22 protein-coding genes are annotated in these 23,792 nt (G+C 61.2%); 12 read left to right on the forward strand and 10 right to left on the reverse strand.

Going from position 1 to position 23,792, the window contains the following annotated elements; translation table 11 throughout:
• Complete coding sequence (locus IEX32_RS09530; RefSeq protein WP_188770834.1) at window positions 1-231, reverse strand: biotin/lipoyl-containing protein; 231 nt, start codon at window positions 229-231, stop codon at window positions 1-3.
• A 305-nt stretch (window positions 232-536) separates the two neighbouring features.
• Between IEX32_RS09530 and IEX32_RS09535 the strand changes: the two genes are divergently transcribed.
• From IEX32_RS09535 to IEX32_RS09545, 3 genes are all read left to right on the forward strand, one after another.
• Window positions 537-1,406, forward strand: a complete 870-nt coding sequence (locus IEX32_RS09535) for a MaoC family dehydratase (RefSeq protein WP_229736281.1) — start codon at window positions 537-539, stop codon at window positions 1,404-1,406.
• Window positions 1,403-2,554, forward strand: coding sequence for an acyl-CoA dehydrogenase family protein (locus tag IEX32_RS09540; RefSeq protein ID WP_188770837.1), 1,152 nt, complete (start codon window positions 1,403-1,405; stop codon window positions 2,552-2,554). The genes IEX32_RS09535 and IEX32_RS09540 overlap by 4 nt, the downstream gene beginning before the upstream one ends.
• Window positions 2,555-2,695: 141 nt before the next feature.
• Window positions 2,696-3,439, forward strand: coding sequence for a 2-oxo acid dehydrogenase subunit E2 (locus tag IEX32_RS09545; RefSeq protein WP_188770840.1), 744 nt, complete (start codon window positions 2,696-2,698; stop codon window positions 3,437-3,439).
• A gap of 38 nt (window positions 3,440-3,477) precedes the next feature.
• Here IEX32_RS09545 and IEX32_RS09550 read toward each other — a convergent pair whose 3' ends face one another.
• From IEX32_RS09550 to IEX32_RS09565, 4 genes are all read right to left on the reverse strand, one after another.
• A complete protein-coding gene (locus IEX32_RS09550) occupies window positions 3,478-4,323 on the reverse strand; it encodes an alpha/beta fold hydrolase (protein WP_188770842.1) in 846 nt (281 codons plus the stop codon).
• Window positions 4,324-4,403: 80 nt separating this feature from the next.
• On the reverse strand, window positions 4,404-5,189 hold the full coding sequence (locus tag IEX32_RS09555; protein WP_188770844.1) for an enoyl-CoA hydratase-related protein: 786 nt from the start codon (window positions 5,187-5,189) through the stop codon (window positions 4,404-4,406).
• A gap of 25 nt (window positions 5,190-5,214) precedes the next feature.
• On the reverse strand, window positions 5,215-5,526 hold the full coding sequence (locus tag IEX32_RS09560; protein WP_188770846.1) for a DUF4387 family protein: 312 nt from the start codon (window positions 5,524-5,526) through the stop codon (window positions 5,215-5,217).
• 5 nt (window positions 5,527-5,531) lie between these two features.
• Window positions 5,532-6,893 (reverse strand): acyclic terpene utilization AtuA family protein, encoded by a 1,362-nt coding sequence (locus IEX32_RS09565; RefSeq protein ID WP_188770848.1) that lies wholly within the window; start codon window positions 6,891-6,893, stop codon window positions 5,532-5,534.
• A 191-nt stretch (window positions 6,894-7,084) separates the two neighbouring features.
• Between IEX32_RS09565 and IEX32_RS09570 the strand changes: the two genes are divergently transcribed.
• From IEX32_RS09570 to IEX32_RS09590, 5 genes are all read left to right on the forward strand, one after another.
• Complete coding sequence (locus IEX32_RS09570; protein ID WP_188770850.1) at window positions 7,085-7,888, forward strand: enoyl-CoA hydratase/isomerase family protein; 804 nt, start codon at window positions 7,085-7,087, stop codon at window positions 7,886-7,888.
• A gap of 26 nt (window positions 7,889-7,914) precedes the next feature.
• Window positions 7,915-9,111, forward strand: coding sequence for an acetyl-CoA C-acetyltransferase (locus tag IEX32_RS09575; RefSeq protein WP_188770852.1), 1,197 nt, complete (start codon window positions 7,915-7,917; stop codon window positions 9,109-9,111).
• On the forward strand, window positions 9,108-10,343 hold the full coding sequence (locus tag IEX32_RS09580) for an acetyl-CoA hydrolase/transferase family protein (RefSeq protein WP_229736282.1): 1,236 nt from the start codon (window positions 9,108-9,110) through the stop codon (window positions 10,341-10,343). The genes IEX32_RS09575 and IEX32_RS09580 overlap by 4 nt, the downstream gene beginning before the upstream one ends.
• Window positions 10,344-10,378: 35 nt before the next feature.
• Window positions 10,379-11,284, forward strand: coding sequence for an SDR family oxidoreductase (locus IEX32_RS09585; RefSeq protein ID WP_188770907.1), 906 nt, complete (start codon window positions 10,379-10,381; stop codon window positions 11,282-11,284).
• A 154-nt stretch (window positions 11,285-11,438) separates the two neighbouring features.
• Window positions 11,439-12,254, forward strand: a complete 816-nt coding sequence (locus tag IEX32_RS09590; protein ID WP_188770856.1) for an IclR family transcriptional regulator — start codon at window positions 11,439-11,441, stop codon at window positions 12,252-12,254.
• A 91-nt stretch (window positions 12,255-12,345) separates the two neighbouring features.
• Here IEX32_RS09590 and IEX32_RS09595 read toward each other — a convergent pair whose 3' ends face one another.
• The 3 genes from IEX32_RS09595 to IEX32_RS09605 all read right to left on the reverse strand — a co-directional run bounded on the left by IEX32_RS09595 (window position 12,346) and on the right by IEX32_RS09605 (window position 16,447).
• Window positions 12,346-13,770 (reverse strand): aromatic ring-hydroxylating oxygenase subunit alpha, encoded by a 1,425-nt coding sequence (locus tag IEX32_RS09595; protein WP_188770858.1) that lies wholly within the window; start codon window positions 13,768-13,770, stop codon window positions 12,346-12,348.
• An 86-nt stretch (window positions 13,771-13,856) separates the two neighbouring features.
• Window positions 13,857-14,765, reverse strand: coding sequence for a DMT family transporter (locus tag IEX32_RS09600; RefSeq protein WP_229736283.1), 909 nt, complete (start codon window positions 14,763-14,765; stop codon window positions 13,857-13,859).
• Window positions 14,762-16,447: a class I adenylate-forming enzyme family protein gene (locus IEX32_RS09605; RefSeq protein ID WP_188770860.1), complete on the reverse strand. Its 1,686-nt coding sequence runs from the start codon at window positions 16,445-16,447 to the stop codon at window positions 14,762-14,764. The genes IEX32_RS09600 and IEX32_RS09605 overlap by 4 nt, the downstream gene beginning before the upstream one ends.
• Window positions 16,448-16,581: 134 nt before the next feature.
• Between IEX32_RS09605 and IEX32_RS09610 the strand changes: the two genes are divergently transcribed.
• The 3 genes from IEX32_RS09610 (at window position 16,582) to IEX32_RS09620 (ending at window position 21,337) form a co-directional block, all read left to right on the forward strand.
• Window positions 16,582-18,279 (forward strand): FAD-dependent oxidoreductase, encoded by a 1,698-nt coding sequence (locus tag IEX32_RS09610; RefSeq protein ID WP_229736286.1) that lies wholly within the window; start codon window positions 16,582-16,584, stop codon window positions 18,277-18,279.
• Between the two features lie 134 nt (window positions 18,280-18,413).
• Window positions 18,414-20,027, forward strand: coding sequence for a GMC family oxidoreductase (locus IEX32_RS09615; protein ID WP_188770864.1), 1,614 nt, complete (start codon window positions 18,414-18,416; stop codon window positions 20,025-20,027).
• 62 nt (window positions 20,028-20,089) lie between these two features.
• Window positions 20,090-21,337 (forward strand): cytochrome P450, encoded by a 1,248-nt coding sequence (locus IEX32_RS09620; RefSeq protein WP_188770866.1) that lies wholly within the window; start codon window positions 20,090-20,092, stop codon window positions 21,335-21,337.
• A gap of 62 nt (window positions 21,338-21,399) precedes the next feature.
• On the opposite strand, the gene IEX32_RS09625 is transcribed toward IEX32_RS09620, so the two are convergent.
• Window positions 21,400-21,564: a rubredoxin gene (locus tag IEX32_RS09625; protein ID WP_188770868.1), complete on the reverse strand. Its 165-nt coding sequence runs from the start codon at window positions 21,562-21,564 to the stop codon at window positions 21,400-21,402.
• Window positions 21,561-22,733, reverse strand: a complete 1,173-nt coding sequence (locus tag IEX32_RS09630; protein ID WP_188770870.1) for a serine hydrolase domain-containing protein — start codon at window positions 22,731-22,733, stop codon at window positions 21,561-21,563. The genes IEX32_RS09625 and IEX32_RS09630 overlap by 4 nt, the downstream gene beginning before the upstream one ends.
• 130 nt (window positions 22,734-22,863) lie before the next feature.
• Between IEX32_RS09630 and IEX32_RS09635 the strand changes: the two genes are divergently transcribed.
• Entirely contained in the window at window positions 22,864-23,790 is a 927-nt protein-coding gene (locus IEX32_RS09635; RefSeq protein WP_188770873.1) for an SDR family NAD(P)-dependent oxidoreductase, read from the forward strand.
• Window positions 23,791-23,792 lie beyond the last annotated feature (2 nt).

Here is a 23,792-nt window from a genome sequence, read left to right on the forward strand (position 1 = left end):
TCAGGCGATGCTCGCCAGTACCTGCCCCACGGGATATTCCTGGCCGGGCTGCGCCTTGATTGAGATGATGCCGCTTGCGGGGCTCTCGATCTCCTGCACTGACTTTTCACTCTCCAGAGCGTAGATCATTTCGCCCTCGGTGACGCTGGCGCCATCGGAAACCAGCCACTCGGTGAGCATTCCTGCCTCCATGCCAAATGCCAGGCTGGGCAAGAGAACGTCGGTCGCCATAAAAATGCCTCTCCTTGAACCATCGCGCCGATCGGCGCCGCGCCAAACAGTGACGCCGATTTCCACATCCTGAAATGATTTCTATATGATGAAACCATTTTCATCAACAAAAACCCGCCCGCCGATGCTCATTTTCCTTCCTAATGTTGCAACATTTTTCTAGATGTTGCAATGGCGGGGTTCGGGACGGCCTTCGGGAAACGATTGCGCGCCATATTCGCGGATCGCAATCGCTCCCCGGAGAGCCGCATGTGGATGGAGAAGGGAGATGACGAATGCCTCTCGATTATGAGCGTCTCATACGGATGCCGCCGCGCGAGACGATCCACACCTTTACGACGCGAGACACGATCCTCTACGCGCTCGGAATAGGCGCGGAACGGCTGGCGCACATCTATGAAGACGGGCTGATTGCTTATCCGATGATGAGCGTCATCGCCGCATATCCCGGCTTTTTCGCTCCTGAGCCCGAATATGGCGTCACGCCTCGCCAAGTGCTGCACGGCGAGCAATCAATTCGCCTCCATCGCATGATGCCGGCGGCGGGTACGGTTCGGGGCGTCACGACAATCACAGACATATTGGACAAGGGCGCGAAGGGCGCAGTGGTGAACCTCACGCGCAGCATACACGACGTTGCCGACGACTCTCTGATCGCCACCGTGGATACCGGGCTATTCCTGCGCGGCGGGGGCGGCTTCGGTGGCATCACGACCAACGGACGGCGTCCGCATCCGATACCCGACCGCCCGGCGGACAAGGAAGTCCGCACGCCCACACGAGAGAATCAGGCCGCCATTTATCGCTTGTCGGGTGATTACAATCCGCTCCACATCGATCCGGCGCGAGCGCAGGCTATGGGGTTCGACAAGCCCATTCTGCACGGTCTCTGTACCTTCGGCTTCGCCGGGCGCGCGTTGATCGAGGGTCAAGCCGGCGGGGATGCCTCACGCCTGTCTCGGCTCGGCGCCCGCTTTTCGACGCCCGTCTTTCCGGGCGAGACGCTGCTGACCCGCATCTGGATCGAAGGGAAGGAGCGCGTGGCCTTCCAGACCCTCGTTGAGGAGCGCGGCGTGATCGCGCTCACTAATGGCCTCGCCGAGTTTGGCGGACCGTCCCAACAAGATGACTGCGTCGACGACGCACACAGAACCCGAAGGAGCCAGGGCAAATGATACCCGATTATGACGACATCCGTGGCGAAATCCGCAAGCTCTGCGCCGAGTTCCCCGGAGAATATTGGCGCAAGAAGGATCGTGACCGACTCTACCCCGATGAATTCGTCGCGTCTCTGACCGCCGCAGGGTATCTTGCCGCGCTTATTCCCGAGGAATATGGCGGCGCTGGCCTGCCGCTTTCAGGCGGCGCCGCCATCCTCGAGGAGATCCAGGCTTCCGGTTGCAATGGCGGCGCCTGCCACGCCCAGATGTACACGATGGGTACATTGCTGCGTCATGGGTCGGATGAGCAAAAGGCCCAGTATCTTCCCCAGATTGCCAGCGGCGCGCTCAGACTACAGGCGTTCGGCGTCACCGAGCCGACCAGCGGTACCGATACGCTTTCGCTCAAGACAACCGCGCGGCGTGATGGAGATGATTATGTCATCAACGGCCAGAAAGTCTGGACGTCGCGGGCCGAGCATTCCGACCTGATGATCTTGCTGGTCCGTACGACACCGGCGAACCAGGTGAGCAAGCGCACAGAAGGCCTTTCGGTGATCCTGGTGGACATGCGCGAAGCACTCGACAACGGCCTGACCATTCGTCCGATCGAGACGATGATGAATCACGCAACGACCGAAATATTCTTTAACGATCTGCGTGTCCCGGTCGCCAGTCGCATCGGCGAGGAAGGCCAGGGCTTTCGATACATCCTCTCGGGCATGAACGCAGAGCGGATCCTGATTGCGGCAGAATGCATCGGCGATGCCCGTTGGTTCATCGAGCGCGCATCCGCCTATGCGCGTGAGCGGCAGGTGTTTGGGCGGCCGATCGGCCAGAATCAGGGCATCCAGTTCCCGATCGCGCGGGCTTACGCGCAGATGCGCGCGGCCGAATTGATGGTTGCGGAAGCCCTGCGCGTCTATGAAGCGGGCGGCAATGCCGGCGCTGAAGCGAATATGGCCAAGATGCTGGCGGCGGACGCCAGCTGGGCGGCCGGTGAGGCGTGCCTGCAGACCCACGGCGGCTTCGGATTCGCTAGCGAGTACGACATCGAGCGCAAATATCGCGAGACGCGCCTCTATCAAGTCGCTCCGATCTCGACGAACCTGATCCTGTCCTATTTGGCCGAGCATGTCCTTGACATGCCGCGGTCCTATTGAAGAGCAGCACCGCGCCACAGGGAGGCAGAACCCGCATCCCTGTGGCGAAAGGGCAAAGGCGGCCGCTTCCCCCCTGATGACGGCACCCACTCCGCAATGCCGCCCTCCCCTGCAATCCACTACATCACTGCGAGATAACCCATGAACCAGCCCCCTCCGTCATCAACCGCCTTCGAAGATTCATTCGCAGCCTTCGGCGATGTCGAAGTCGTCCCGCTCAATCGAATCGAAAAGGTCGTCGCCAAAACGATGGCTCGCAACGCGGCGACCATCCCGCACGTGACCCATCATGACGAGGCCGACATGACCACGGTGGAAGAAGCGCGCGCGCGGCTTGCCGCGGATGGACGAGTGATCTCCCCTCTGGCGTTCGTGGTCAAGGCCGTGGTCGCCGCGTTACGCGCCCACCCGCGCCTTAACAGCAGCCTGGACGCTGAGGGTGGCCGGCTTGTCCTCAAGAACTATTTCAACATAGGCGTGGCCATGGACACCCCGCACGGCCTGCTCGTACCGGTACTGCGGGGATGCGACGGCAAGAGCGTAATTGAGATCGCAAGCGAAATTTCGGAAGTCAGCGCTCGCGCACGTGACAAGGGCCTGCCGCTCAGCGAGATGACCGGTGGAAACTTTTCCATCAGCTCGCTTGGCGGCATCGGCGGGACCGGTTTCACCCCCATCATCAATTCCCCCGATGTGGCTATACTGGGCCTTTGTCGCACGCGCGTCCAACCGGTATGGGACGGGGCGACCTTCCTGCCGCGCAAAGTGATCCCGCTGTCGCTCAGCTACGATCATCGCGTCGTCAATGGCGTGGAAGCGGCCCGGTTCACGCGCACCGTCGCGGCAGCGCTTGCCGAGGATGCATTAGAATGGGCGGGGATATAGAAGGAGCCAGGGACCGGCGATCAGCGGTGACCCCACGTTCAACCTTGGTCCGGCACCGTCGCAGTTTCGCTCAGGAACGCGTCAATCTCACGCATCGTCTCCTCGAACCGGTCATGGTGCACCCAATGCCCCGCCTCCTCGATCACCCGCAGCCGCGCATTCGCAAAGAGGCCGAGGCGGCCGTCCATTCCGGGATTGGATGCCCAGCTTTCAGCGCCGTAAAGCAACAGTATGGGGCAGGTCAGCGCCCTCCACAGGTCGTTGAGCGCGTCATTGCTCATATCAGGGGGACGTTTGCGGATCATTGGATCGACCTTCCAACGATAGAAGCCATCGTCGCCCAAACGCACTGCGTGATGTGTCAGATGATGCAGGCGCTCGCCGGCGAGATGCGGGTTGCGCTCCTTCATCCGGGCTGTCGCTTCGTCCATCGACCGAAAATGGCGCGGCACACGCATGCGAATGCGCTCCGTTTCCTCCAACCACGTTCGCAAACGAGTTCGCATCGGCGTGTTGTCCACCAGCACCAGGCGGTCAGGTGACGCGAGCAGACCTTCGATCGACACCAGCCGGTTCATCCGCTCCGGAAAGACTGCGGCGAACCGCATGGCGATGTTGGCGCCGAGCGAGTGGGCGATAATGGTAGCCCGCCGGATCGCCAGGGCGTCGAGCAGCAGCAGCAAATCACGGACCAGCACACCTTCGCCGTAATTTCCTTCCGGGGACCAGTCGCTGTCCCCATGCCCGCGCAAATCGACCGCGATCACATGCCAGCGCGCGCACAGTCGTCGCGCCACCCAATCCCAACTGCGGGAATGATCGCCGCCACCGTGGATCAACACCAACGGCGGCAGATGGTCACCACCCCAGTCAACATAACGCAAGGTGATCCCGGGCACATGGACCGTGCCCGACCGAGGCTCGACTGGTTCTTGGGAAGAAGGCCCCATGGGGCGGTCGGTGTTCACCGCCCGATGAAGCCGGCTTGGCGCTTCTCCTTGAACGCGGTCACGCCTTCGCGATAATCCTGCGTCCGGCCTGCCGCGCGTTGACCGTCGCGCTCCATCTCGAGCTGGCTTGCAAGCGGTTGGGACGTCGCGGCGCGCAGTGCCTGCTTCGCCAGCACCAGCCCACGCGTAGGTCCGGTCGCGAGTTGTTGTTCGATACGGTGCACTTCGGTATCGAACTGGTCGTCGTCGACTGCGCGCCAGATCATACCCCAGTCCGCAGCGAGGTCAGCGCTCAGAGGTTCGCCGAGAAGAGTGAAGCCCATTGCGCGAGCCATACCTACGCTTCTTGGAAGATGCCATGACGAACCGGCGTCCGGCACCAGGCCAATCGTGGAAAATGCCTGGACGAAGCGAGCACTGCGGCGGGCGATGCAAAGATCCGCCGCCAGCGCAATGCCGACTCCCGCGCCCGCGGCGACGCCGTTCATGGCGCACAAATACGGCACCGGCAGCGAAACCAGCCGGGTGATCAACGGATTATAATATTGCTCGATGTTCGCACCGAGATCGATCTCGGCCGCGCCCGCATCGCGTTCCGCAAGATCTTGTCCAGCGCAAAAGGCGCTTCCAGCGCCCGTGATCGTGAGAAGTCGAGTGGCAGGGTCCGCCAGTGCTGCATCAAGCGCCAGATGAATCTCTTCATGCATCCTGACGATGAACGCATTGCGTCGCTCAGGGCGATTGAACGTCAACCGGGCGACTCCGCCGTCACAGTCGAGTTTGATTGTTTCGAAGTCCATTTCGCCTCCCAGCTCGATGGTCGCCTCAGGCGATCTCGACATCAAGCAACGGCGCAAATTGTTGCGCACCGTCGAAATCGGATTCGTCAACACCGCCCGCCGCGCTTGCACGCGGGAGTGTAACCTTAATCGCCACGGCAGGTTTGTAGACGTAGATACTCACGTGCTCAAAGGGGACGCCATAAATCTCCGCGATCATCCGCTCATTGATCGCTCCGGAACGAATGACCAGCTCCAGATCTTCAAGCGTGCTAAAGGGAATATCGAAGGTCAGCCAGCTCGCCCCGGCATTGCGACACTTCAGGCCCGGCGCCAAGTCCCCAAGTCGAATCGGCATGTCTTTCAAATCTCCACAATCTCGAGCTTGAACGGCTGGCGTTCATCGTCGACCTCCAGCAGGTGCCATGCACTCCACTCGAACACGGGACCAAGGCGCAGCAGGTTTGGCGAGAAAGGTGCCGCAAAATTGCCGCCCGCCGGGATGCCGACGACGGGTTCGAGCTTGGCACCGGAGGAGAGACAACGCTGCAGTAGCGTCTCTGATTGCGCCTCGGTCCGCGCGACGACGTCGATCAGCAATCCAACCTCGTGGATCGGCGCGTCACGCATCGGCTCCCGGTCGCCCATCACCGCGTTTCGCCCATACACACGAAACGTCAGAGAATATTCGTCCTGCGAGATGCCAACGCTGTGGGCTCCGCGGTTCGTAAGATCGCGCAGTCGATCCAGAAAGTCGTCGAGGGCCGCCAACAGGCGTGGATCGCGAATGCCCACGATGCTGGAGCAGCGATAGCCGACAATGCGCGCGCCTTCGAGCTTCACCGTCGGACGTGGCGCCGGTGTGAACTGGCTGCCGGTCACCCGCACCCGCCGCTCGTCCAATTGCTCGAAGTTGGCGAACTGGGTCGAGATCGCGCCTGAAGGCTGATGAATCGACCAGGGGTCGGGATTTTCGTACATGGTGAGGGCCGATACGCTTTTCACCGTACAGACGGAGCCAATCTTCGTTGGCTCGATAATGAAGCCATCATCGGTGACTGTCGCCAGCACCGGGCTGCCGCCGCCGACATCGGTCGTCGCTAAGCTGCCCTTGTCGATGCTGCGTGCCGCATGCCACGCAACTCCCGGCGGAATGCCGGCGCGCAACGCGACGCAGGCGAATATTGCCGGGTCGGTGGCGCGTCCCGCCAGTATAACGTCAGCGCCCGCCTCCAGTGCGTCCATGAATGGAGCTGCGCCCGCCATGGCCACGATATGCGCGCTTTGGTCAACCCGCTCCGCCGTCAGGTGCGAGAAATTGCCAAGCGGACGGACGTCGCCACGATCAAGCGCGGATTTGACGCTTTCCTTGCTCTGGTCGGAATGGATAATCGCCATGCGGAAGTTCAGGCCGGCTTCACGGGCAACATCCTTCATGATCGCACAGGTTTCTTCGAGGTGCGGCGCCGCACCTGCCACCCCGCAGCTGCCAAAAATGAGCGGGATGTTCAGCTTGCGCGCGCCGCGCAACATGATGTCCATATCGCGCCGGACACTTGAAGCCGGTTTGATACTCCTGCCGCCGCCCAATGGGCCCGGACCATAGTCGGACGTGCCCGCGTCGCACCCGATCATATGCGGCATTCGCGCAAGCCCCGCCTCGAATCCGCGGTACGAAAAGCCGTTCCCGACCATACCGTTTGCAAGTAGCCGCACTTCAGTCACTCGCGAGTTCCCTTTATCGTCGCCATTGCATTTTCCATCCCGAGTCTCATAGTAGGGAATTCATCTGGTGCAAACCAGTTTCATCATTTAGCATAAAGCGAAGGTGCGATGAGGTTGATTTTGGTTTCATCGCAAAGGGCCGAGGCGCCAAACCGCAGCAGCACTGTCGCAGCGTGAAGGGAGACGAGAGCATGGACTACGGAAGTTACGAGGCACTGCGCATTGAGCGGCATGAACGGGTGTTGACCATCACCCTCGACAATCCGCCGATGAACGCGATCTCCCGTCCGATGCACGCAGAGTTGGCGCGCCTGTTCCAAGACATCAACCGCGATCCGGAGGTGGCGGTGGTTGTAATTACGGGCGCGGGAACAAGGGCTTTTTCTGCTGGCGGCGACATCCAGCGGATGCGGACCCGCATCGAAGAGGGCGCTCATCACGAATGGGTGGGCAGCATGCGGGAAGCCAAGGAGATCGTTTATGGTCTGCTTCGGCTCGAGCGACCGCTGATTGCACGGATCAACGGTCATGCCATGGGCCTGGGCGCCACTCTCGCAGTGCTTTCCGACTTCGGGTTCATGCTCGATTCGGCGAAAATTGCCGACACCCACGTCAAGGTCGGCCTCACCGCCGGTGACGGCGGCGCACTCATGTGGCCAATCCTGATCGGCTTTGCTCGGGCGCGACATTATCTGATGACCGGCGATGCGATGACCGGAAAAGAGGCCGCCGAAATGGGCCTCATCCACGACAGCGCGCCCACGGTCGAGGCGCTTGACGCCAAGGTGGATGCCCTGGTGAACCGGCTCCTGGACAGCGCGCCTGCCGCGATCAATGGGACCAAGGCATCAATCAACCTGCTGCTGCGGAAGATGCTGGAAGGCGTGATCGAGGCCCATCTCGGCTTCGAGACCCAGACCTATCTGAGCAAGGACCATTACCGCGCAGCCGTAGCCTTCACCGAGAAGGACACCCCAAAGTTTGAGGGCAACTGACCCCCTGCACTGCATCAGGAGCGAACATGAGACGTGCCGCTATAGTTTCCCCGTTGCGAACCCCTGTGGGGCGCTTTCTCGGCGGACTCTCCCCCCTACTCGCAGAGCGTCTTGCCGCGCACATTATCGCGGCAGTTGTCGAACGCAGCAAAATCGATCCTGGACAGATCGACGACGTCGTCTTCGCACAGAGCTACGCCAATTCCGAAGCGCCTTGCATTGGGCGCTGGGCAGCGTTGGCTGCCGGGCTTCCGATCGAAGTTCCGGGCTCGCAGGTGGATCGGCGCTGCGGAGGTGGCCTACAGGCCATCGCCAATGCCGCGATGATGGTCCAGACCGGAGTTGCCGACGTGGTGCTCGCAGGCGGCGTCGAGAGCATGTCGAACATCGAATATTACACGACTTCGATGCGGCAGGGCGCGCGCGCGGGGACAGTGCAGCTTTACGATCGCCTCGATCGCGGCCGCGAACGATCCCAACCAGCGGAGCGGTTCGGGGTCATCAGCGGCATGATCGAAACCGCCGAAAACCTCGCGAATGACTATGGCATCACGCGTGAGATGGCTGATGCTTTCGCCGCCACCAGCCAGCAGCGGGCGACGGCTGCCTGGGCCGATGGGCGGTTCTCCGAGGAGGTCGTACCCGTGCCTGTGCCGCAGAAGCGCGGCGACCCGATCATTATCGATCGCGATGAAGGTGTGCGCAGTGAAACGACCGTCGAAAGCCTCGCGGCACTGCGACCGCTCATGAAGGGCGGCACAGTGACTGCGGGGAACAGCAGTCAGCAGAATGATGCGGCCGCTGCGTGCCTGATCGTGGGCGAGGACAAGCTTGATTCGCTGGGCCTTGAACCGCTGGGTTACCTGGTGGGCTGGGCCGCGGCGGGCTGCGATCCGTCAAGGATGGGAATCGGGCCGGTGCCGGCCGTTGCGAAACTCTTCAACCGGATTGGCTTCGACTGGGACCGGATCGACCTTGTCGAAATCAACGAAGCGTTCGCAGTCCAGGTGCTGGCAGTGTTGAAAGGCTGGCAGTTTGACGATCTGTCCAAAATCAACGTCAACGGTTCAGGCATATCGCTCGGCCACCCCATCGGCGCCACCGGTGTCCGCATGATGACGACCATGCTTTATGAAATGCGCAGGCGCGGGGCGCGCTACGGTCTGGAGACAATGTGCATCGGCGGCGGTCAGGGTATCGCAGCGGTATTCGAAGCTCCATGATCGAACCGCTGCTCGATCTGTTCAGGCCTGGCCGCACGATATACCTGCCCGGAGCGTCCGGCGAGTCACTCGCTCTTATCGACGCGCTAAAGGCCGACCCGGGACGCATGCGGGGCGTCAACCTGGTGAGTTGCCTGCTCCCTGGCATGAACAGCTTCGATTACGCTGCGCTCGATGACGAAGCCCGGGTGACGACCTTCCTACTGCCCCCTGCCCTTCGAGGCTCTTTCGAGGCAGGGCGGGTGAGCACGATACCCATGTCCTACAGTGCCATTGCTCGCCAGTTGGCGAGCGGACCGCAACTCGACGTCGCGATCGCCCATGTCGCGCCACCTTGCGCGGATGGGCGAGCGTCGCTGGGAATCGCCGCCGATTTCACTTCGATCGCCTGGGACAACGCACGCGTGCGTGTCGCCCTCGTCAACCCGGATATGCCAGATATTGCCGGACCGAAGATCGATCTTGCCGATGCTGACCTCGTCGTCGAGATGGCGGGACCTGTCATTCAGGCTGCAGCGGCAACCGACAATCAGCATCAGGACTCTATCGCGCAGATTGCTGCGGAGTATGTCCCCGACGGCGCTACTATTCAGGTCGGTATTGGTGGAACGCCCGGCGCAATCTGGCAGCGATTGTCCTCACATCGAAATCTTCAGCTCCAGTCAGGCATGGCCACCGATGGCGTCAGGCTACTTGAAGAATCGGGCGCCTTGGCCCCCGACCTTCAGCATGTTGCCGGCATCGCCTATGGATCGCGCACTTTCTACGAATGGTTGTCCGCCAGCGGCCGGATAACGCTTGCACCTACTTCGATCACGCATCACCTTCCGCGCCTGGCCTCATTCGAGCGTTTCACTGCGATCAACTCGGCGATCGAGGTCGATCTCCTCGGCCAGGCCAATCTTGAATGGCAGGGCGGGCGACTCTCGAGCGGCGTTGGCGGGGCACCGGATTTCGCGCGGGCCGCGCAGTTGTCGGCCGGCGGCCGCTCGTTGATCCTGCTCCCCGCCACGGCGAAGGGCGGAACGATCTCGCGTATCGTGCCCCGGCTTCGGACGCCAACCGTATCGTTGCCTCGATCGGAGGTTGAACTTGTGATTACCGAGCATGGCGCCGCCGATCTGCGCGGCCTGGCGATCGACGATCGCGCGGCCGCACTGATCTCCATCGCCGCGCCGGAATGGCGCGCCATGCTGGATGCGGAATGGTCCGCAATTCGAAATGACATGTGATCAACGAAAGGAACACCAGGATGACACAAGCGAAAATGCTTGAGGGCAAAGTGATCGCTGTTACCGGCGGCGGCCGGGGAATTGGCCGGGAAATCGCTCTGCTATGTGCGCGCGAAGGGGCGGCCGTGGTCGTCAACGACTTTGGCGGCTCGTTGAGCGGCGATGGCGGCGACGCCGGCCCGGCCGGCGATGTGTGCGCCCAGATCACAAGCGCTTGCGGCCAGGCAGTGGCAAACCTCGCCAGCGTAGCTGATCCGGATGGCGCGGCCTCGATAGTCCAGTCAGCGCTCGACGCGTTCGGTCGCATCGACGGTGTCGTGAACAATGCCGGCGTTTCGCGCGACCGGATCTTCCACAAGATGAGCGCCGACGATTGGCAAGCGGTCGTCGATGTGCACCTGGACGGCAGCTACCATCTCGCCCGGGCCGCGGCGCCCCACTTTCGCGCGCAGGGCAGCGGCGCGTTCGTTCACATGACATCCACGTCGGGACTGATCGGTAATGTCGGGCAAGCCAACTATGCCGCCGCAAAAATGGGGATTGTCGGACTATCGACCTCGATCGCGCTCGACATGCGTAGTTTCGGCGTGAGGTCGAACTGCGTTGCACCATTCGCCTGGAGCCGAATGACCGAGAGCATTCCCGCCGAAACCGAAGATCAAAAACAGCGGGTGGAACGGCTCAAGACCATGACGCCCGACAAGGTCGCACCGATGGTTGCCTTTCTCTGCTCGGACGCTGCTGACGAGGTGAACGGCCAGATATTCTGCGTGCGCAAGAATGAGATTTTCCTTTTCTCACTCCCCCGCCCGATCCGCTCGCTGCATCGGTCGGATGGCTGGACGGTCGGTTCCCTCGCCGACGAGCTACTCCCGGCCATCCGCCCGAGCCTTATTCCTCTGCAAGTCTCAAGCGATATCTTCGCTTGGGACCCGGTCTGAGCGTCATTCAGTGGGCCGCGCAGAAATACATCATTGCGAACAACTCGTCCTATGGCTTAGGACGCTCTGATGCTGTTCCGCGGCTCACGCAGTTGGTTATGCGATTTGGCATTCTCATTCGTGGGCCACATGGGCGAAAATTCAAGGCAGATTGATGTCTGACGTAAAAACGACTGTTCGCACTTTACGGGTCTTCGAGGTGTTCGCCGACACCAAACACCCCCTGACACTTTCCGAGCTTGCGTCGAAGATTCGGGTACCAGCGTCGAGTTGTCTACTGATAATTCGCACATTGCTGAACCAGGGTTATTTGTTCGAAGAAGGTCGCAATCTCTATTATCCGACCGGTCGGATGCGTGAGATCTGCAACATGATCGGCGAACAAGATTTTGTAGCGATGCGGCTGAACTCCGATATCGAAAAGCTGCGCGATGAAACCTCTGAAACTGTTACCTTGGCAAAAAGGCAGGGCGCCAACCTGATCTATCTCAGTGTCGCCGAATCGAGTCAGCCGGTGCGAGCCACGGTGCGCGTCGGCAGAATCCGCCCGCTTCACGCGACCGCCACGGGCAAGGCGCTACTGAGCCTCCTGAATCCCGAGGAGATCGATGCCTTGCTGATGCAGGCGCCTCTCGAAAAGAACACGCGCAGGACGATCACCTCCCGCAGCAAGCTCGTGCGGGAGATTGAGACGTCGAGCGAATTGGGCTGGTTCTTCGGCTTCGGCGAATCCTATCCCGATCTTGCCGCTGTCTCCGTCCCGCTTTTGATCGACAATTCAGCCTATGCCGTCACCATCATGGGTCCAAGCCAGCGAATTGAGCCCAATGCGGCCAAACTGGCGGAACGCTTGTTGCCGCTTGTCAAAAAATATTCGAGCCGTTCGCTCCCTGCATCCGCGACGACCGCCAAGCCGCGCGCTCGAAAGGCGACAACTACGCCGTCCAGGAAGTCTGCTCCGGCGAAATGATGCGCTCTACGGGGCCGGGCCTGGGGCTACCGCGCCCCTTCGGCCCAAGCTGCCGGCGGTAAGATAAGGGTCCGGCCGGCGGCCGACTGGCTCACGCCGCCAGATACCGATCGATCATGCGATGGAGGTGCCGGCATCGCAGATCCCCATACCGGCTGAACTGCAGGTCGCCATCGCCAAGCGCCCTCAACCCTTCCTGAACCGGTCCAAGGTTGGATTCGTCCTGCCCGTAGATGCCGGACAAATAGTTGAGTTCCGTGGCAAGCGCCCAATCATCCTCTGGCCCGAGCAGCCGATATGGTGCGGGCGTCGGTTTAGGTTGCCCCTGGGGTGCGAGTTCGAACAGCATAACTTCCATGAGCGTCCGCTCATGGTTCGTGCCGTCGGGCCGGAAGCGGTAACAAATCTTCTGCGCAAAGCCGCCCCACAAATGAAAGCTGGGAAAGAAGTCGTAGGCAATGCCGTCGATCATCTCAGCATCGGAGGCTTGATCGAAGTCGATACCCGTCTTGGACGCCACCAACTCGCGGGCTTGATCAGCGACATATTGGCGCGCGGTGATGCCGTCGAGAACCTCTCGCTGGGCGCCCGTGCCCGCGCGCGATCCCACCGTCGTCATCGCCTCGATCCTGCCGCGCTCATCCAGACCGGTTCCGGCAAGCACGCTGGCGACCGCGGTCGGCGAAAGAAAGCGGGTGACATGGTCGGAAAGCACGTCGTATTGCCCGCCCTCGCTCGACACGAATGGCGCCGCCTGTGGGTGAGTGGCAAGCACATGATAGGATTCGAGGAAGGCCTCCGCACAGGCCTTCCAGTTCGCCGGCATGACCTTGCCGACGTGCGCAGATTTGTAACAATCTTGGATGCGCCACCGTTCGAAGTGCTTCGGAATCGGGGCGATCAGATCCAGCAGCGGTGCCGCGTCTGCGTCGAAATTAATGAAGACGAAGCCGGCCCACGACTCGCAGCGGACCGGGAACAGGCCAAAGTCGGAATCGTCGACATGCAGAAAATCCCATTTGAACGGGTTGACCTTAAAGGAGCCATCGGTGTTCCAGGTAAGCCCGTGATAAGGGCAGCGCACCATGCCTCGGCAACCATTCTCCGTAACCAGCTTACGCCCGCGGTGGCGGCAGGCGTTTAGAAAGGCCCGGATCGATCCATCGGCTTGCCTAATGACGATCGCCGAGCGTCCGACCAGATCATAGACATAGGTATCGCCTGCGTCCGGCAGATCATCTTCAAGACAGGCGAACTGCCAGGTTTTGAGCCATACTTTTTCGACTTCGAGCTGAAAGAAGTCTGCCGAAGTGTAGCGCGACGCCGGAATCGGCCCGCAGCCCGCATCGGCGTGCGTAACTTCGCGAAAGATTTCGGGCACGGGGCGCGTGTCCCGATCCAGAATATCCTGATAGCTCTCAACCGGCTCGAAATTCCCCTGTTCGGTCTCAGCGGAAATGTTTGTCATTATACGCATCCTATTGATGGGTGGGCTGGAGCGGCGGAGCGTCGCCATCTCGTGAAGCCGAATTCAACCCTATATAATCTTTTTCTACCCATTGGAAGTCGCGTCAAACTTGCGTTGTGTCAGAGCCTTCCTGGCTACACAACCGTGCCTTCTGTTACGACTGAAGCCCGAGCGACGCGATGCTCATCCCAGGAAAGGAACAAGGTTGATCCGATGATGATCGTCGCGCCCACCAGCGTCTGCAGGCTTATGATCTCGCCGAAAAACAGATACCCAAAAATGGCGGCGAACACGAGGCGGGAATAATCTACCGGAACGAGTACTACCGCATCACCGGACGAGAGCCCTCGCAAATACAGGCCCTGCGTCACCGCCCCAAGCGCGCCCATTGCGAACAATTGCGCCAGGTCGCCCCACGAAGGCCAACGCCATTCCAACAAGGCAATCGGGAGGGTGAACAGCAGCGCGATCATGGCCGACCACGCCAGGATGGTGAGCGGCTCGTGATCCCGCGACAACCGCTTCATTTCCAGGATCGTGATGGCGAACATGAGCGAAGCTGCAAGTGCCGCCACCTGCGGCAGGCCGAGAGTAAAATGCGCGGGATCCAGTATGACGAGCACGCCCCCAAAACCGACCGCAACGGCACCGACACGCGAAAAGCCCAGCGTTTCCTTGAGAAACAGCGCCGCCAGCGGCACCACCCACAAGGTTCGGGTGAACGAGAGGGCATTTGCTTCTGCCAGCGGAAGCATCTGATAGGAATAGAAGGTCAGAATCAGTGCCAGCGAGGCTAGCGCAGAGCGCCAGAATAGTCGCCCCGGGCGGGGAACGCTCATGGTCTTGCGCCAGCCGCCCCGAAGGACGAGAGGCAGTAGGACAATGCACGCCGCCAACTGGCGGTAGAAGGCCTGCACCGCCGGACTATAATCTTCGCCGAGCGTGCGCACGAGCGACATGGCGAGTGTGAACGTCACCGCGGCCGCGAGCATCCAGCCTACACCGGCCAACGGCGAGCGCGCGGCCTGGGCGACAGTGCTCACCGACCGCCCTCTTTCTGCGAGCCCTCACCGGCCCGCACGGATTTGGGCACCGCAATGCTTCGAAGTACCCCTTCCTGTATCATGGCCGCGAGGCGCGGCTTAACGATCTTGCGCATGGGATTGCGTGGCATCTCATCGACGACAAACCAGTCTGACGGCACCTTGTACTTCGCGAGTTCCTCAGTGCAGGCATCGCGCAGATTGATAATGGTCGCGGCAGTGGCAGGGACGCCGGGAGCCAGTTCCACCACGGCCGCGACGCGCTCGCCAAGGCGGTCGTCCGGCACGCCGATCACCGCGGCGGTAGTGACGGCGTCGAGCGCTACCAGCACACGTTCGACGTCCGCTGGATAAACATTGCCCCCGCCGCGCACGATGAGATCTCCGCGCCGATCGAGTACGAACAGATTACCGTCGCCGTCCAGGCTGCCGATATCGCCGGTATGCATCCATCCATCATGGCATAGCGCGGCCGATTTCTCGGGCTGCATCCAGTAACCGAGCGCCGGCGTGTAGACGCCTGCCCAAGGTCCGGCTCGAACGGCACGCAAGCATATCTCGCCTTCCCCACCAGCAGGTAACGGCGATCCGGCCTCGTCAAGGATGGCGAGATCGATGTGCGGCAAGGGCTTGCCGGAGGCCCCTCGCCGGATCGGTACATCAGGATCGGTTTCCGTCACGACTGTTGGCGCTTCGGTAAGGCCATAGGTGAACTGGACGTTCTTACCGAACCGCTCTTGATAGGCTTCCTGCAGGCGTTCTGGCAGACTGCCGCCGCCAATGATCGGGTAGGCCAGTGTCCGGAGTTGGTTTGGATCCACTGTGGGATCGAACAGCAGATCATGAAGCACAGTGGCGACAATCGCGATCGACTCAATCTTCTCGCGATCGATCCAATCGGCGATCCCATGCGCGTGCGCCGCATCAACGCACACATAGGTCCCACCGGTATAGAGGGACAGAAGGGGGCCGCGTAGCATCACATTTGGTATGGTCATGGGGAGGCCCGCAGCGCGACGCCCCGACAGCCCCCGTTGGCCACGGTCAATGGCGTTTGCACAAACCGTGATGAAGTTGTGCTGGCTGTGGACGACACCTTTGGGCTCGCCCGTCGTGCCACTTGTATATGCGATAATCGCAGGCGCCCATGGATCGATCGCAATGGTTTGGCGGGGGGCCCCATTATGCGTTCGCAGGAGATCGGACCATGCATCCGGCCCGCCATCGGCATTCATCACAACGGTGGCCGGCGCAGATCCAAGCGCAGCAACACCCGCGATGGTGGCGGCATCCGCAAGCAACAATCGCGCTTGCGAGGCGCGAAGCAGCGCACTTTTTTCCGGCGGCGCGAGAGCGGCATTCATACCAACCCAAATGGCGCCGATGCGCATGCATGCGAGAAATGCGATGACAAGGTCCGGCCCGTTTGGCCCGGTGGCCGCAATCCGGTCCAGCGGTGCGATGCCGGCAGCGATGAAACCGGCTGCTGCGGCATCGACCATGCGGTCGAGTTCCGCATAGCTTAGCCGTGCGTGCCGCCCGACAAGTGCTTCGCTGTCGGGTGAATGGCGAACCGCCGCGTCAAGGATTTCAGCCAGTGTCTGCGGACCTTGGGGTACGGGACATCGCGCTGAAGGGGCGATCAAACCAAACTCTGCGAACCGTGAATCATCGAACTTCAAGACCCATCTCCAAATCCCCGTTGAGTGCCACTCATGGCCTGAGGCAAGGCATAATATGTTGCATTATCGTGAATGATGTTTCAGCTTGTGGCAAGCGGGTATAGGGCTCGTGATGGAGAATGGGCTTGACTGAAGTGGCGATCGAGGAGGTGGATCTGGTTGTTGTTGGCAGCGGCGCTGGTGGCCTCGTTGCCGCGCTCCGAGCCCATGCGGACGGACTGCGAGTCGTGGTTCTGGAGAAGCAGTCGCAGGTCGGAGGATCGACCGCGATGTCAGGCGGGCAGATCTGGGCACCGGCGAATCCTGTCCAACAAGCCGCAGGTGTGTCGGATTCTCCGGAAGAAGCACTGCAGTATTTGCGCGCGCTCGAGGATGGCAACGGCGGCGCTGGTGCCACGCAGGAACGGCAGCGCGCGTATGTGAATTCTGTTTCGGAGGTAGTCACCTTCCTTCAGGATGCCGGTGTCCGCTGGCGGCATTGCGATAACCGCTCTGACTATTACGACGAGCTTCCGGGCGGTAAAGCCGGGGGCCGGTCCCTGGAAGTCGACCTGTTTGACGGAGGCAGGCTCGGCACCTGGTTGCCCCGGCTGCAAGGCAGCGGCTACCGGTATCCGATGCGCGGAACCGAGCTGCGGCACATCCTGCTAGCGCAAGCCGCACTGTCGGGCAAAGTGGCGCTCGTGCGACTGGCCTTCCGAATGGCGCTTCAGCGGGTGCTCGGAAAGACCTGGCTGGGGGCTGGAGCGGGTATGCAGAGCTACATCCTTCTCGCGTGCCTTCATCGCAAGATTCCCATCCTGCCCGACACCGAGGTAACGGATCTCATCATGGAGGACGGACGCGTTGCGGGTGTCCGGGCTCGGCGCGTGGGCAGGACTACCCGGATTAGTGCGAAGCGAGGCGTCCTGCTGTGCGCGGGCGGCTTTTCCCGCAACAATGCGATGCGCAAGCGTCATCAGCCGGACGGTGGCAGCGCGGATTTTACGATCGCCAATCCGGGCGACACAGGCGAAGTGATCGAACAAGCTGTGGCGCTTGGCGCCGCGGTCGACGTCATGGACGAGGCCTGGTGGGTCCCGATGAGCAAGGATCCCAGTGGCAAGCCGCTGATCCATGTCGCCGATCTTGCCAAGCCCGGCGTGATTCTGGTCGATCAGGAGGGGCACCGCTTCGTGAACGAGTCGGGTTCCTATATGGAAATCGGGCGCCGCATGGTGGAGCGGAACAAGTCGGTCGCAGCCATTCCCAGCTGGGCGATCCTCGATCATCGCGCGCGCGCTCATTATGCATGGGGCGGCCTCTTGTCTTTCCAGACCCCGAAATCATGGAAGCAAGGCGGCTATTTCAAGACAGCCAAAACGATCGAAGCGCTCGCGGCGCAGTGTAAGGTGCCGGCAGCGACGCTGCGACAAACGGTGGATCGATTCAACGGTTTCGCCGCGACGGGTAGCGACGCGGACTTTCGTCGCGGCGACCGCCATTACGACCGCTACTATGCCGATTCGACGCACAGCCCAAACCCTTGCCTCGCGCCCATTGACAAGGCACCGTTCTACGCCACCCCAATCCAGCTAGGGGATGTCGGCACAGCGGGCGGGTTAGTGGCCGATGAGCTCGGCCGTGTGAAGCGGGCCGATGGGTCGATCATCCCTGGGCTGTTCGCCGCGGGAAACTGCACTGCACCGGTCTTCGGACGCCACTACCCGGGGGCCGGGGCAAGCATCGGTGCATCGGCCGTCTTTGGATATATCGTCGCTCGCCATCTGAGCGGTGCCAACGCCCCAATTGGAGAGCGATTTGAGCCAATAGCCGTTAATGACGCATCATGACCGACCGTGTTCGGCAAGCTGGCCTGCAAGGCCGAGCCCGTCTGCCCGGCCGAAGCTCAAGCACATCAGCCCCTTGAAATTATCTTCATCATAGTGAAATATGGCAATAGAGATTGCTGCATTGTTAAACCCCTATGATTCGCGAGCGTCGCCTGGAAAGTTTTGATTACATCATTATCGGCGCGGGATCGTCGGGCTGCGTGATGGCATACCGGCTGTCGGAAGACCCGCGCGTGTCGGTGCTGCTCATCGAGGGGGGCGGTCCCGACCGCAACCCCCTGATCCATGTCCCGCGGGGTTTCGGTAAAACGCTCACCAATGGTCGCCTCCTGTGGAGCTATCAGCCGGTCAAGACTGGCGACTATAAGGATCCCGAAACCTGGCTGCGCGGGCGCGTGCTGGGAGGATCGAGTTCAGTCAACGGCATGGTTTATGTGCGCGGGCTCCCAAGTGACTATGACGAATGGGAAGCGCTGGGCTGCGATGGCTGGGGCTGGAGTGATCTTGGACGGTGCTTCGCCGAAATGGAGGACCATGCGCTGGGGCCAGGCGGAGGTCGCGGCGTCGGCGGTCCGCTGAAAGTCACTCTACATCCGACCCGACAGCCGTTGTGCGAAGCGATGATAGCCGCAGGCCGCGAGATCGGTCTGTCGACAGTCGAGGACCTTAACGAACTTGATGGCGAAGGAATGGGCTATCAGCCCAGGACGATCTGGAAAGGTCGCCGCCAAAGTGCCGTCACCGCGTTCCTGCGTCCCGCCCGGCGGCGGCCCAATTTGCGTGTCGTGACGGGCGAGGAAGCTACTGGCATTCTGTTCGAGGGCAAACGGGCAAGCGGTGTACGGACGCGCGGCACTGCCGGCCTTCGCGAGTGGCGCTGCCACGGCGAAGTGGTGCTATGCGCCGGCGCGCTGAACACACCCAAGCTCCTGCAGTTGTCCGGCATCGGCCCTGCCCCGCTCCTTCGCTCCGTCGGCATCGAAGTCGTGCAAGATAGCCCCGATGTCGGCAGAAACCTCAGGGATCATAGGCTACTCAACGCTCAGTTCCGCGTGCGCACCGGCAGTGAAAACCATGCTTTCTCCGGTTTCGGTCTCGCCTTGAGCGTGGCCCGCTACGCGCTCTTCCGAAATGGGCCGATCGCTTCGGCAGCGTTCGAGGTTGGGGCGTTCGCAAAATCTCGTCCCGATCTCGCGCGCCCCGACGCACAGTTCGGCATGGGACCGATGTCGATCGACCGCGAGTTCGCCGGTTATCGCACGGAGCCACATCCTGGCGCACTTTGCGGCGGTTATGTGATGAGACCCCAGAGCGCCGGATCGCTGGAAGTTACCAGTAAGGATCCGGCAGCGCCGCTGCTGATCGATCCCAACTATCTAAGCGCCGAAGAGGATGCAGCGGCGTCGGTCCGGCTGTTCCGGATGCTGCGTCGTCTTTTCGCCCAGCCCGCGCTCGCCCCGTTTGTCGTTAGCGAAACCTATCCGGGACCACAGGAAGTTTCGAGCGACGATGAGATTATCGACGCGTTTCACCGGATCGGCCGCAGCGGCCAGCATGCCGCGGGTACCTGCCGCATGGGCAGCGACCCACGGTCCGTCGTGGACCCGCAATTGCGGGTACGGGGTTTCAAGGGCCTCAGGATCGCCGATATCTCGATCATGCCAACGCTTGTATCGGGTAATACAAATGCTCCAGCAATGGCGATGGCGTGGCGCGCAAGCGACATCATCCTCGCAGAGAGGCGATGATGGCCGTCCCCAGGCATTGCCGCCCGTCGCGCATGGGCCAAACTACTTAGGAGATTGTTGTTATGGACCCGATGCCATCTATCATTGACCTGGACGACCCCGACTGGGATCCGTTTACGACTCCCCGCGACGGCGATGTGCGTGATCCCTATCCCAAGATCGCGCAGATGAGCCGCGAGGCGCCGGTACATGAGGTCAATTACCGCGCGATCTTCGATGTCGTGCCTTTCACCGGACATAGCCAGGAAAAGCACTTCTCGGTCTTCGGCTATGACCCCATTGCCAAACTGCTGCTTATGCCTGAGGTTTTCAGCAACGAAGCCTTCAAGGAGACGCTGGGCAAGTCGTTCGGCCGAAGCATTTCGACGATGGATCCACCCGAGCATTCCCGATACCGGCGGATTTTTCAGAAGGCCTTCCTACCCCAGGTCGTCGCCAAATGGGGCGACGAGGTGGTCAGCCCGGTGGTCGATAAGCTCATGGCCAATTTTGCCCATCGCGGGTCGGCCGACCTCGTGCAGGAGTTCACGGTCCATTACCCCTTCCAGGTGATCTACGCGCAACTCGGGCTCCCGCCCGCGGAGGCGCCCGTGTTCCACAAATTGGCCGTAGCACAGACGCTTTCGCAGGTCGGAATCGAACAGGGGTTCGAAGCGACCGAGAAACTCGGCGTATATTTTCAAAAGCTTGTCGACTATCGCAGGAAGAACTCCGATATCGACATCGTCACGCATCTCTCGTCGGTCGAGGTCGACGGCGAGAAGCTGCCCGACGAAATCGTCGTTTCGTTCCTTCGCCAACTCGTAAATGCAGGCGGGGACACGACTTTCCGCGCGACGAGCATCCTTCTGACAGGCCTGCTGCGGAATCCCGACCAGCTTGCTGCCCTGCGCGAAGATCGCGCGCTCCTTCCGCGTGCGATTGATGAGGCGCTGCGCTGGGACGGTCCCGTGACCAACACCTTCCGGATGACGACGCAGGACACCGAAATCGAGGGCACGAAGATCCCGGCGCACTCCGTCATCAATGTGGTCTTGGGCTCGGCCAATCGTGATCCGAGCAAGTTCGATAACCCGGACCAATTCGACATTATGCGCCCGCAAGGCAAATATCGCCACCTGGGCTTTGCAACCGGGCCGCACGTCTGCATTGGGCAGCACCTCGCCCGGTTGGAAATGACCCGCGCCGTCAATGCGATCCTGGACGGTCTGCCTAACCTGAGGCTCGACCCCGACAAGCCGGAACCCGATATTCGCGGTTGCATGATGCGGGTGCCCGAGCATCTGCACGTGTTGTTCGATCCGGCCTGAACTCGCAAAGCGTGCGGCCGGACCTTCAACAACCAGGCGGCTCACGCCGCCCGGTGACCCGATCAGATCTCCACCATTTCGAAAGAATCCTTGGTCGCACCGCAATCGGGGCATTTCCAATCGTCCGGAATATCCTCCCAGGCGGTGCCGGGAGGAATATCGCCCATGGGATCACCGATTTCCTGATCGTAGATCCAGCCGCAGCTCATGCACATCCAGCGCTTCATGCCACAGTCCTTTCCAGCCCCAGCGCCACCCCGATAGCACGGGTGATCGGCAAGATTGGGTCCTGCGCGGGATCGCGCGTGTTGAACATCCGATTATGGCAGATCGCTACCGCGAGGCGATTGTCGGGATCGGCCCAGCCAATTGATCCGCCCGCACCGGGATGCCAAATCGCCCGATCGCTCGTAACGCGATGGCCGCCGAGCCAATAGCCTCCTGCGCTGATCGGAATCGGCACGCCGAACATGACGGGATCGGGCTCCTCGCTATTCGATCGCGGGGCCGAGAAGGAAGCGACCCGTTCTGGTGACAGGAAGCGTACGCCGTCAAGTTCGCCACCCTCTGCCAGCATCGCCCAGAACCGAGCCTCATCGCGCGCGCTGAAGATTCCGCCAACGCCCGGGATAGCCGCCCGTCGAACATCGGGCCTCGAAAATACCTCGGGCACCAGCGCAACCGCCAATGGCATCGACTGAATATAGAGTGACGTACCATCCGGCAGGGGATCGCCGGCATTGCGGTTGGTCATCACCGCCACCCGGGGCTCGGCCTCATCGGGAATACCGAGCCAGAGATCGGAAAGTCCAAGTGGCGCCGCAATCTCGTCGAGCACGAACTGGCGGAATGAACGCTGCGCCGGATCACTCCGGCGCACGATCTCTCCGATAATCCAGCCAAATGTCATGGACTGATACAGCGTCTTTTCGCCAGGCGTCGCGAGAGGCTCGAGCGCGGCAATAGCGTCGACCATAGCGTCCCAATCGCACATCATCTCGGGAGTAACGCCGGCCGGCATCTGCGGTACGCCGGCGCGGTGCGTCAATCCGTCGCGGACCGTCGCTCTTTCCTTTCCATGTGCGGCGAATTCAGGCCAATATTGTGCGATCGGCGCGTCATAATCAACCAGCCCGCGTTCCGCCTGAATGTGCAGCGCGGTTGCGGTGAGCGCTTTCGTCACGGAATAGACGTTGAAAAGTGTGTCGGATTCGACTTTCCGCCCGGTTGCCGGATCGGCGATGCCGCCCCAAAGATCGATGACTTTGCGGCCACGGTGATAGGCGCAAACTTGCAATCCAGTCTCGGCGCCGGACGCAATCGCATGGTCCATCGCCGCTTGGACAGGAGTGGTATCGATCTTCGCGTCGCTTATCGTTTCCGTCTCGCCCTTCATTTCGCTCTCCAACCTCCGCACGCTCAGTTTCACTAGACAGTTTATGCAATATGTGAAAAAGTCTTTCAACCGATTATATGTCCTTGAAGGGGACGGGCGTGACAGCGACCCAGGGTGAGAGGAGACAACGATGACAGAACTATCCCTCCATGGACATCGGGCGATCGTAACCGGCGCAGGTCGCGGCATTGGTCGCGCGCACGCGCTCGAACTCGCGGGACGTGGCGCAGCGGTGGTCGTCAACGACGTTGACCGGGCCTCGGCCGATTCGGTCGTTGCGCAGATCGTGGAAGGCGGCGGTACAGCGGTCGCGAGCTACACGCCGGTCGGGACCAGAGCCGCGGGTGAAGAGATTGTCACCCGCGCCATCGATGAACTGGGCGGCATTGAAATCGTGGTCAATAATGCCGGTTTCTTGCGCCCTGCCCTGTTCGAAGACATGAGCGACGACCAACTCCGGCAAGTCCTCGACGTCCATCTGATGGGATCAATTTACGTTACGCAGGCCGCCTGGAAGACAATGAAGGCGCAGCAATATGGACGCGTGGTGCTCACCAGCTCGAGTGCGGCGATGTTCGGTCTGCAGGGTCAGGCCAACTATTGCGCCGCCAAGGCGGGTACCTTCGGATTGATGAAGGCGCTTTCCTATGAAGGCGCGTCTTACGGCATCCGGGTCAATGCCCTGCTTCCCTACGCGGCAAGTGCCATAACCGACCAAGATCCGATCCCGAACATTGCCGATGAATATGCGCGTTATATCGATGCAGAACTTGGTGCGAAGCTCGCAGGCGCCAATCGAGAGCCGGAGCGCGTCTCGCCGATGATGCTGTATTTGGCCAGCCCTGCCTGCGAGCTAACCGGCGAAGCCTTTTCCATATGCGCGGGACGCTACGCGCGCGTTGTCGTTGGTGTGACCGAAGGATGGCTGGCGCCGAGCGATGAGGTGGTCTCGGGTGAGAGTGTGATCGAACACCTTGAGCAGATCAACGCCCTCGACACCCTGAGAACGCCTGCCGTCATGTACGAGGAAGTGGCGGACGTTGCTGGGCGGCTGTGAGT

Origin of the sequence: Novosphingobium endophyticum (genome assembly GCF_014640675.1) — a bacterium.
Lineage (GTDB): Bacteria > Pseudomonadota > Alphaproteobacteria > Sphingomonadales > Sphingomonadaceae > Novosphingobium > Novosphingobium endophyticum.

Coding starts and splice junctions, on each gene's coding strand:
- IEX32_RS09620 (WP_188770866.1), top strand. CDS start 20,090: ATGGACCCGATGCCATCTATCATTGACCTGGACGACCCCGACTGGGAT.
- IEX32_RS09560 (WP_188770846.1), bottom strand. CDS start 5,526: ATGCCGATTCGACTTGGGGACTTGGCGCCGGGCCTGAAGTGTCGCAAT.
- IEX32_RS09590 (WP_188770856.1), top strand. CDS start 11,439: ATGTCTGACGTAAAAACGACTGTTCGCACTTTACGGGTCTTCGAGGTG.
- IEX32_RS09570 (WP_188770850.1), top strand. CDS start 7,085: ATGGACTACGGAAGTTACGAGGCACTGCGCATTGAGCGGCATGAACGG.
- IEX32_RS09615 (WP_188770864.1), top strand. CDS start 18,414: ATGATTCGCGAGCGTCGCCTGGAAAGTTTTGATTACATCATTATCGGC.
- IEX32_RS09555 (WP_188770844.1), bottom strand. CDS start 5,189: ATGGACTTCGAAACAATCAAACTCGACTGTGACGGCGGAGTCGCCCGG.
- IEX32_RS09575 (WP_188770852.1), top strand. CDS start 7,915: ATGAGACGTGCCGCTATAGTTTCCCCGTTGCGAACCCCTGTGGGGCGC.
- IEX32_RS09545 (WP_188770840.1), top strand. CDS start 2,696: ATGAACCAGCCCCCTCCGTCATCAACCGCCTTCGAAGATTCATTCGCA.
- IEX32_RS09540 (WP_188770837.1), top strand. CDS start 1,403: ATGATACCCGATTATGACGACATCCGTGGCGAAATCCGCAAGCTCTGC.
- IEX32_RS09535 (WP_229736281.1), top strand. CDS start 537: ATGCCGCCGCGCGAGACGATCCACACCTTTACGACGCGAGACACGATC.
- IEX32_RS09595 (WP_188770858.1), bottom strand. CDS start 13,770: ATGGCGACGCTCCGCCGCTCCAGCCCACCCATCAATAGGATGCGTATA.
- IEX32_RS09585 (WP_188770907.1), top strand. CDS start 10,379: ATGCTTGAGGGCAAAGTGATCGCTGTTACCGGCGGCGGCCGGGGAATT.
- IEX32_RS09580 (WP_229736282.1), top strand. CDS start 9,108: ATGATCGAACCGCTGCTCGATCTGTTCAGGCCTGGCCGCACGATATAC.
- IEX32_RS09625 (WP_188770868.1), bottom strand. CDS start 21,564: ATGAAGCGCTGGATGTGCATGAGCTGCGGCTGGATCTACGATCAGGAA.
- IEX32_RS09530 (WP_188770834.1), bottom strand. CDS start 231: ATGGCGACCGACGTTCTCTTGCCCAGCCTGGCATTTGGCATGGAGGCA.
- IEX32_RS09635 (WP_188770873.1), top strand. CDS start 22,864: ATGACAGAACTATCCCTCCATGGACATCGGGCGATCGTAACCGGCGCA.
- IEX32_RS09630 (WP_188770870.1), bottom strand. CDS start 22,733: ATGAAGGGCGAGACGGAAACGATAAGCGACGCGAAGATCGATACCACT.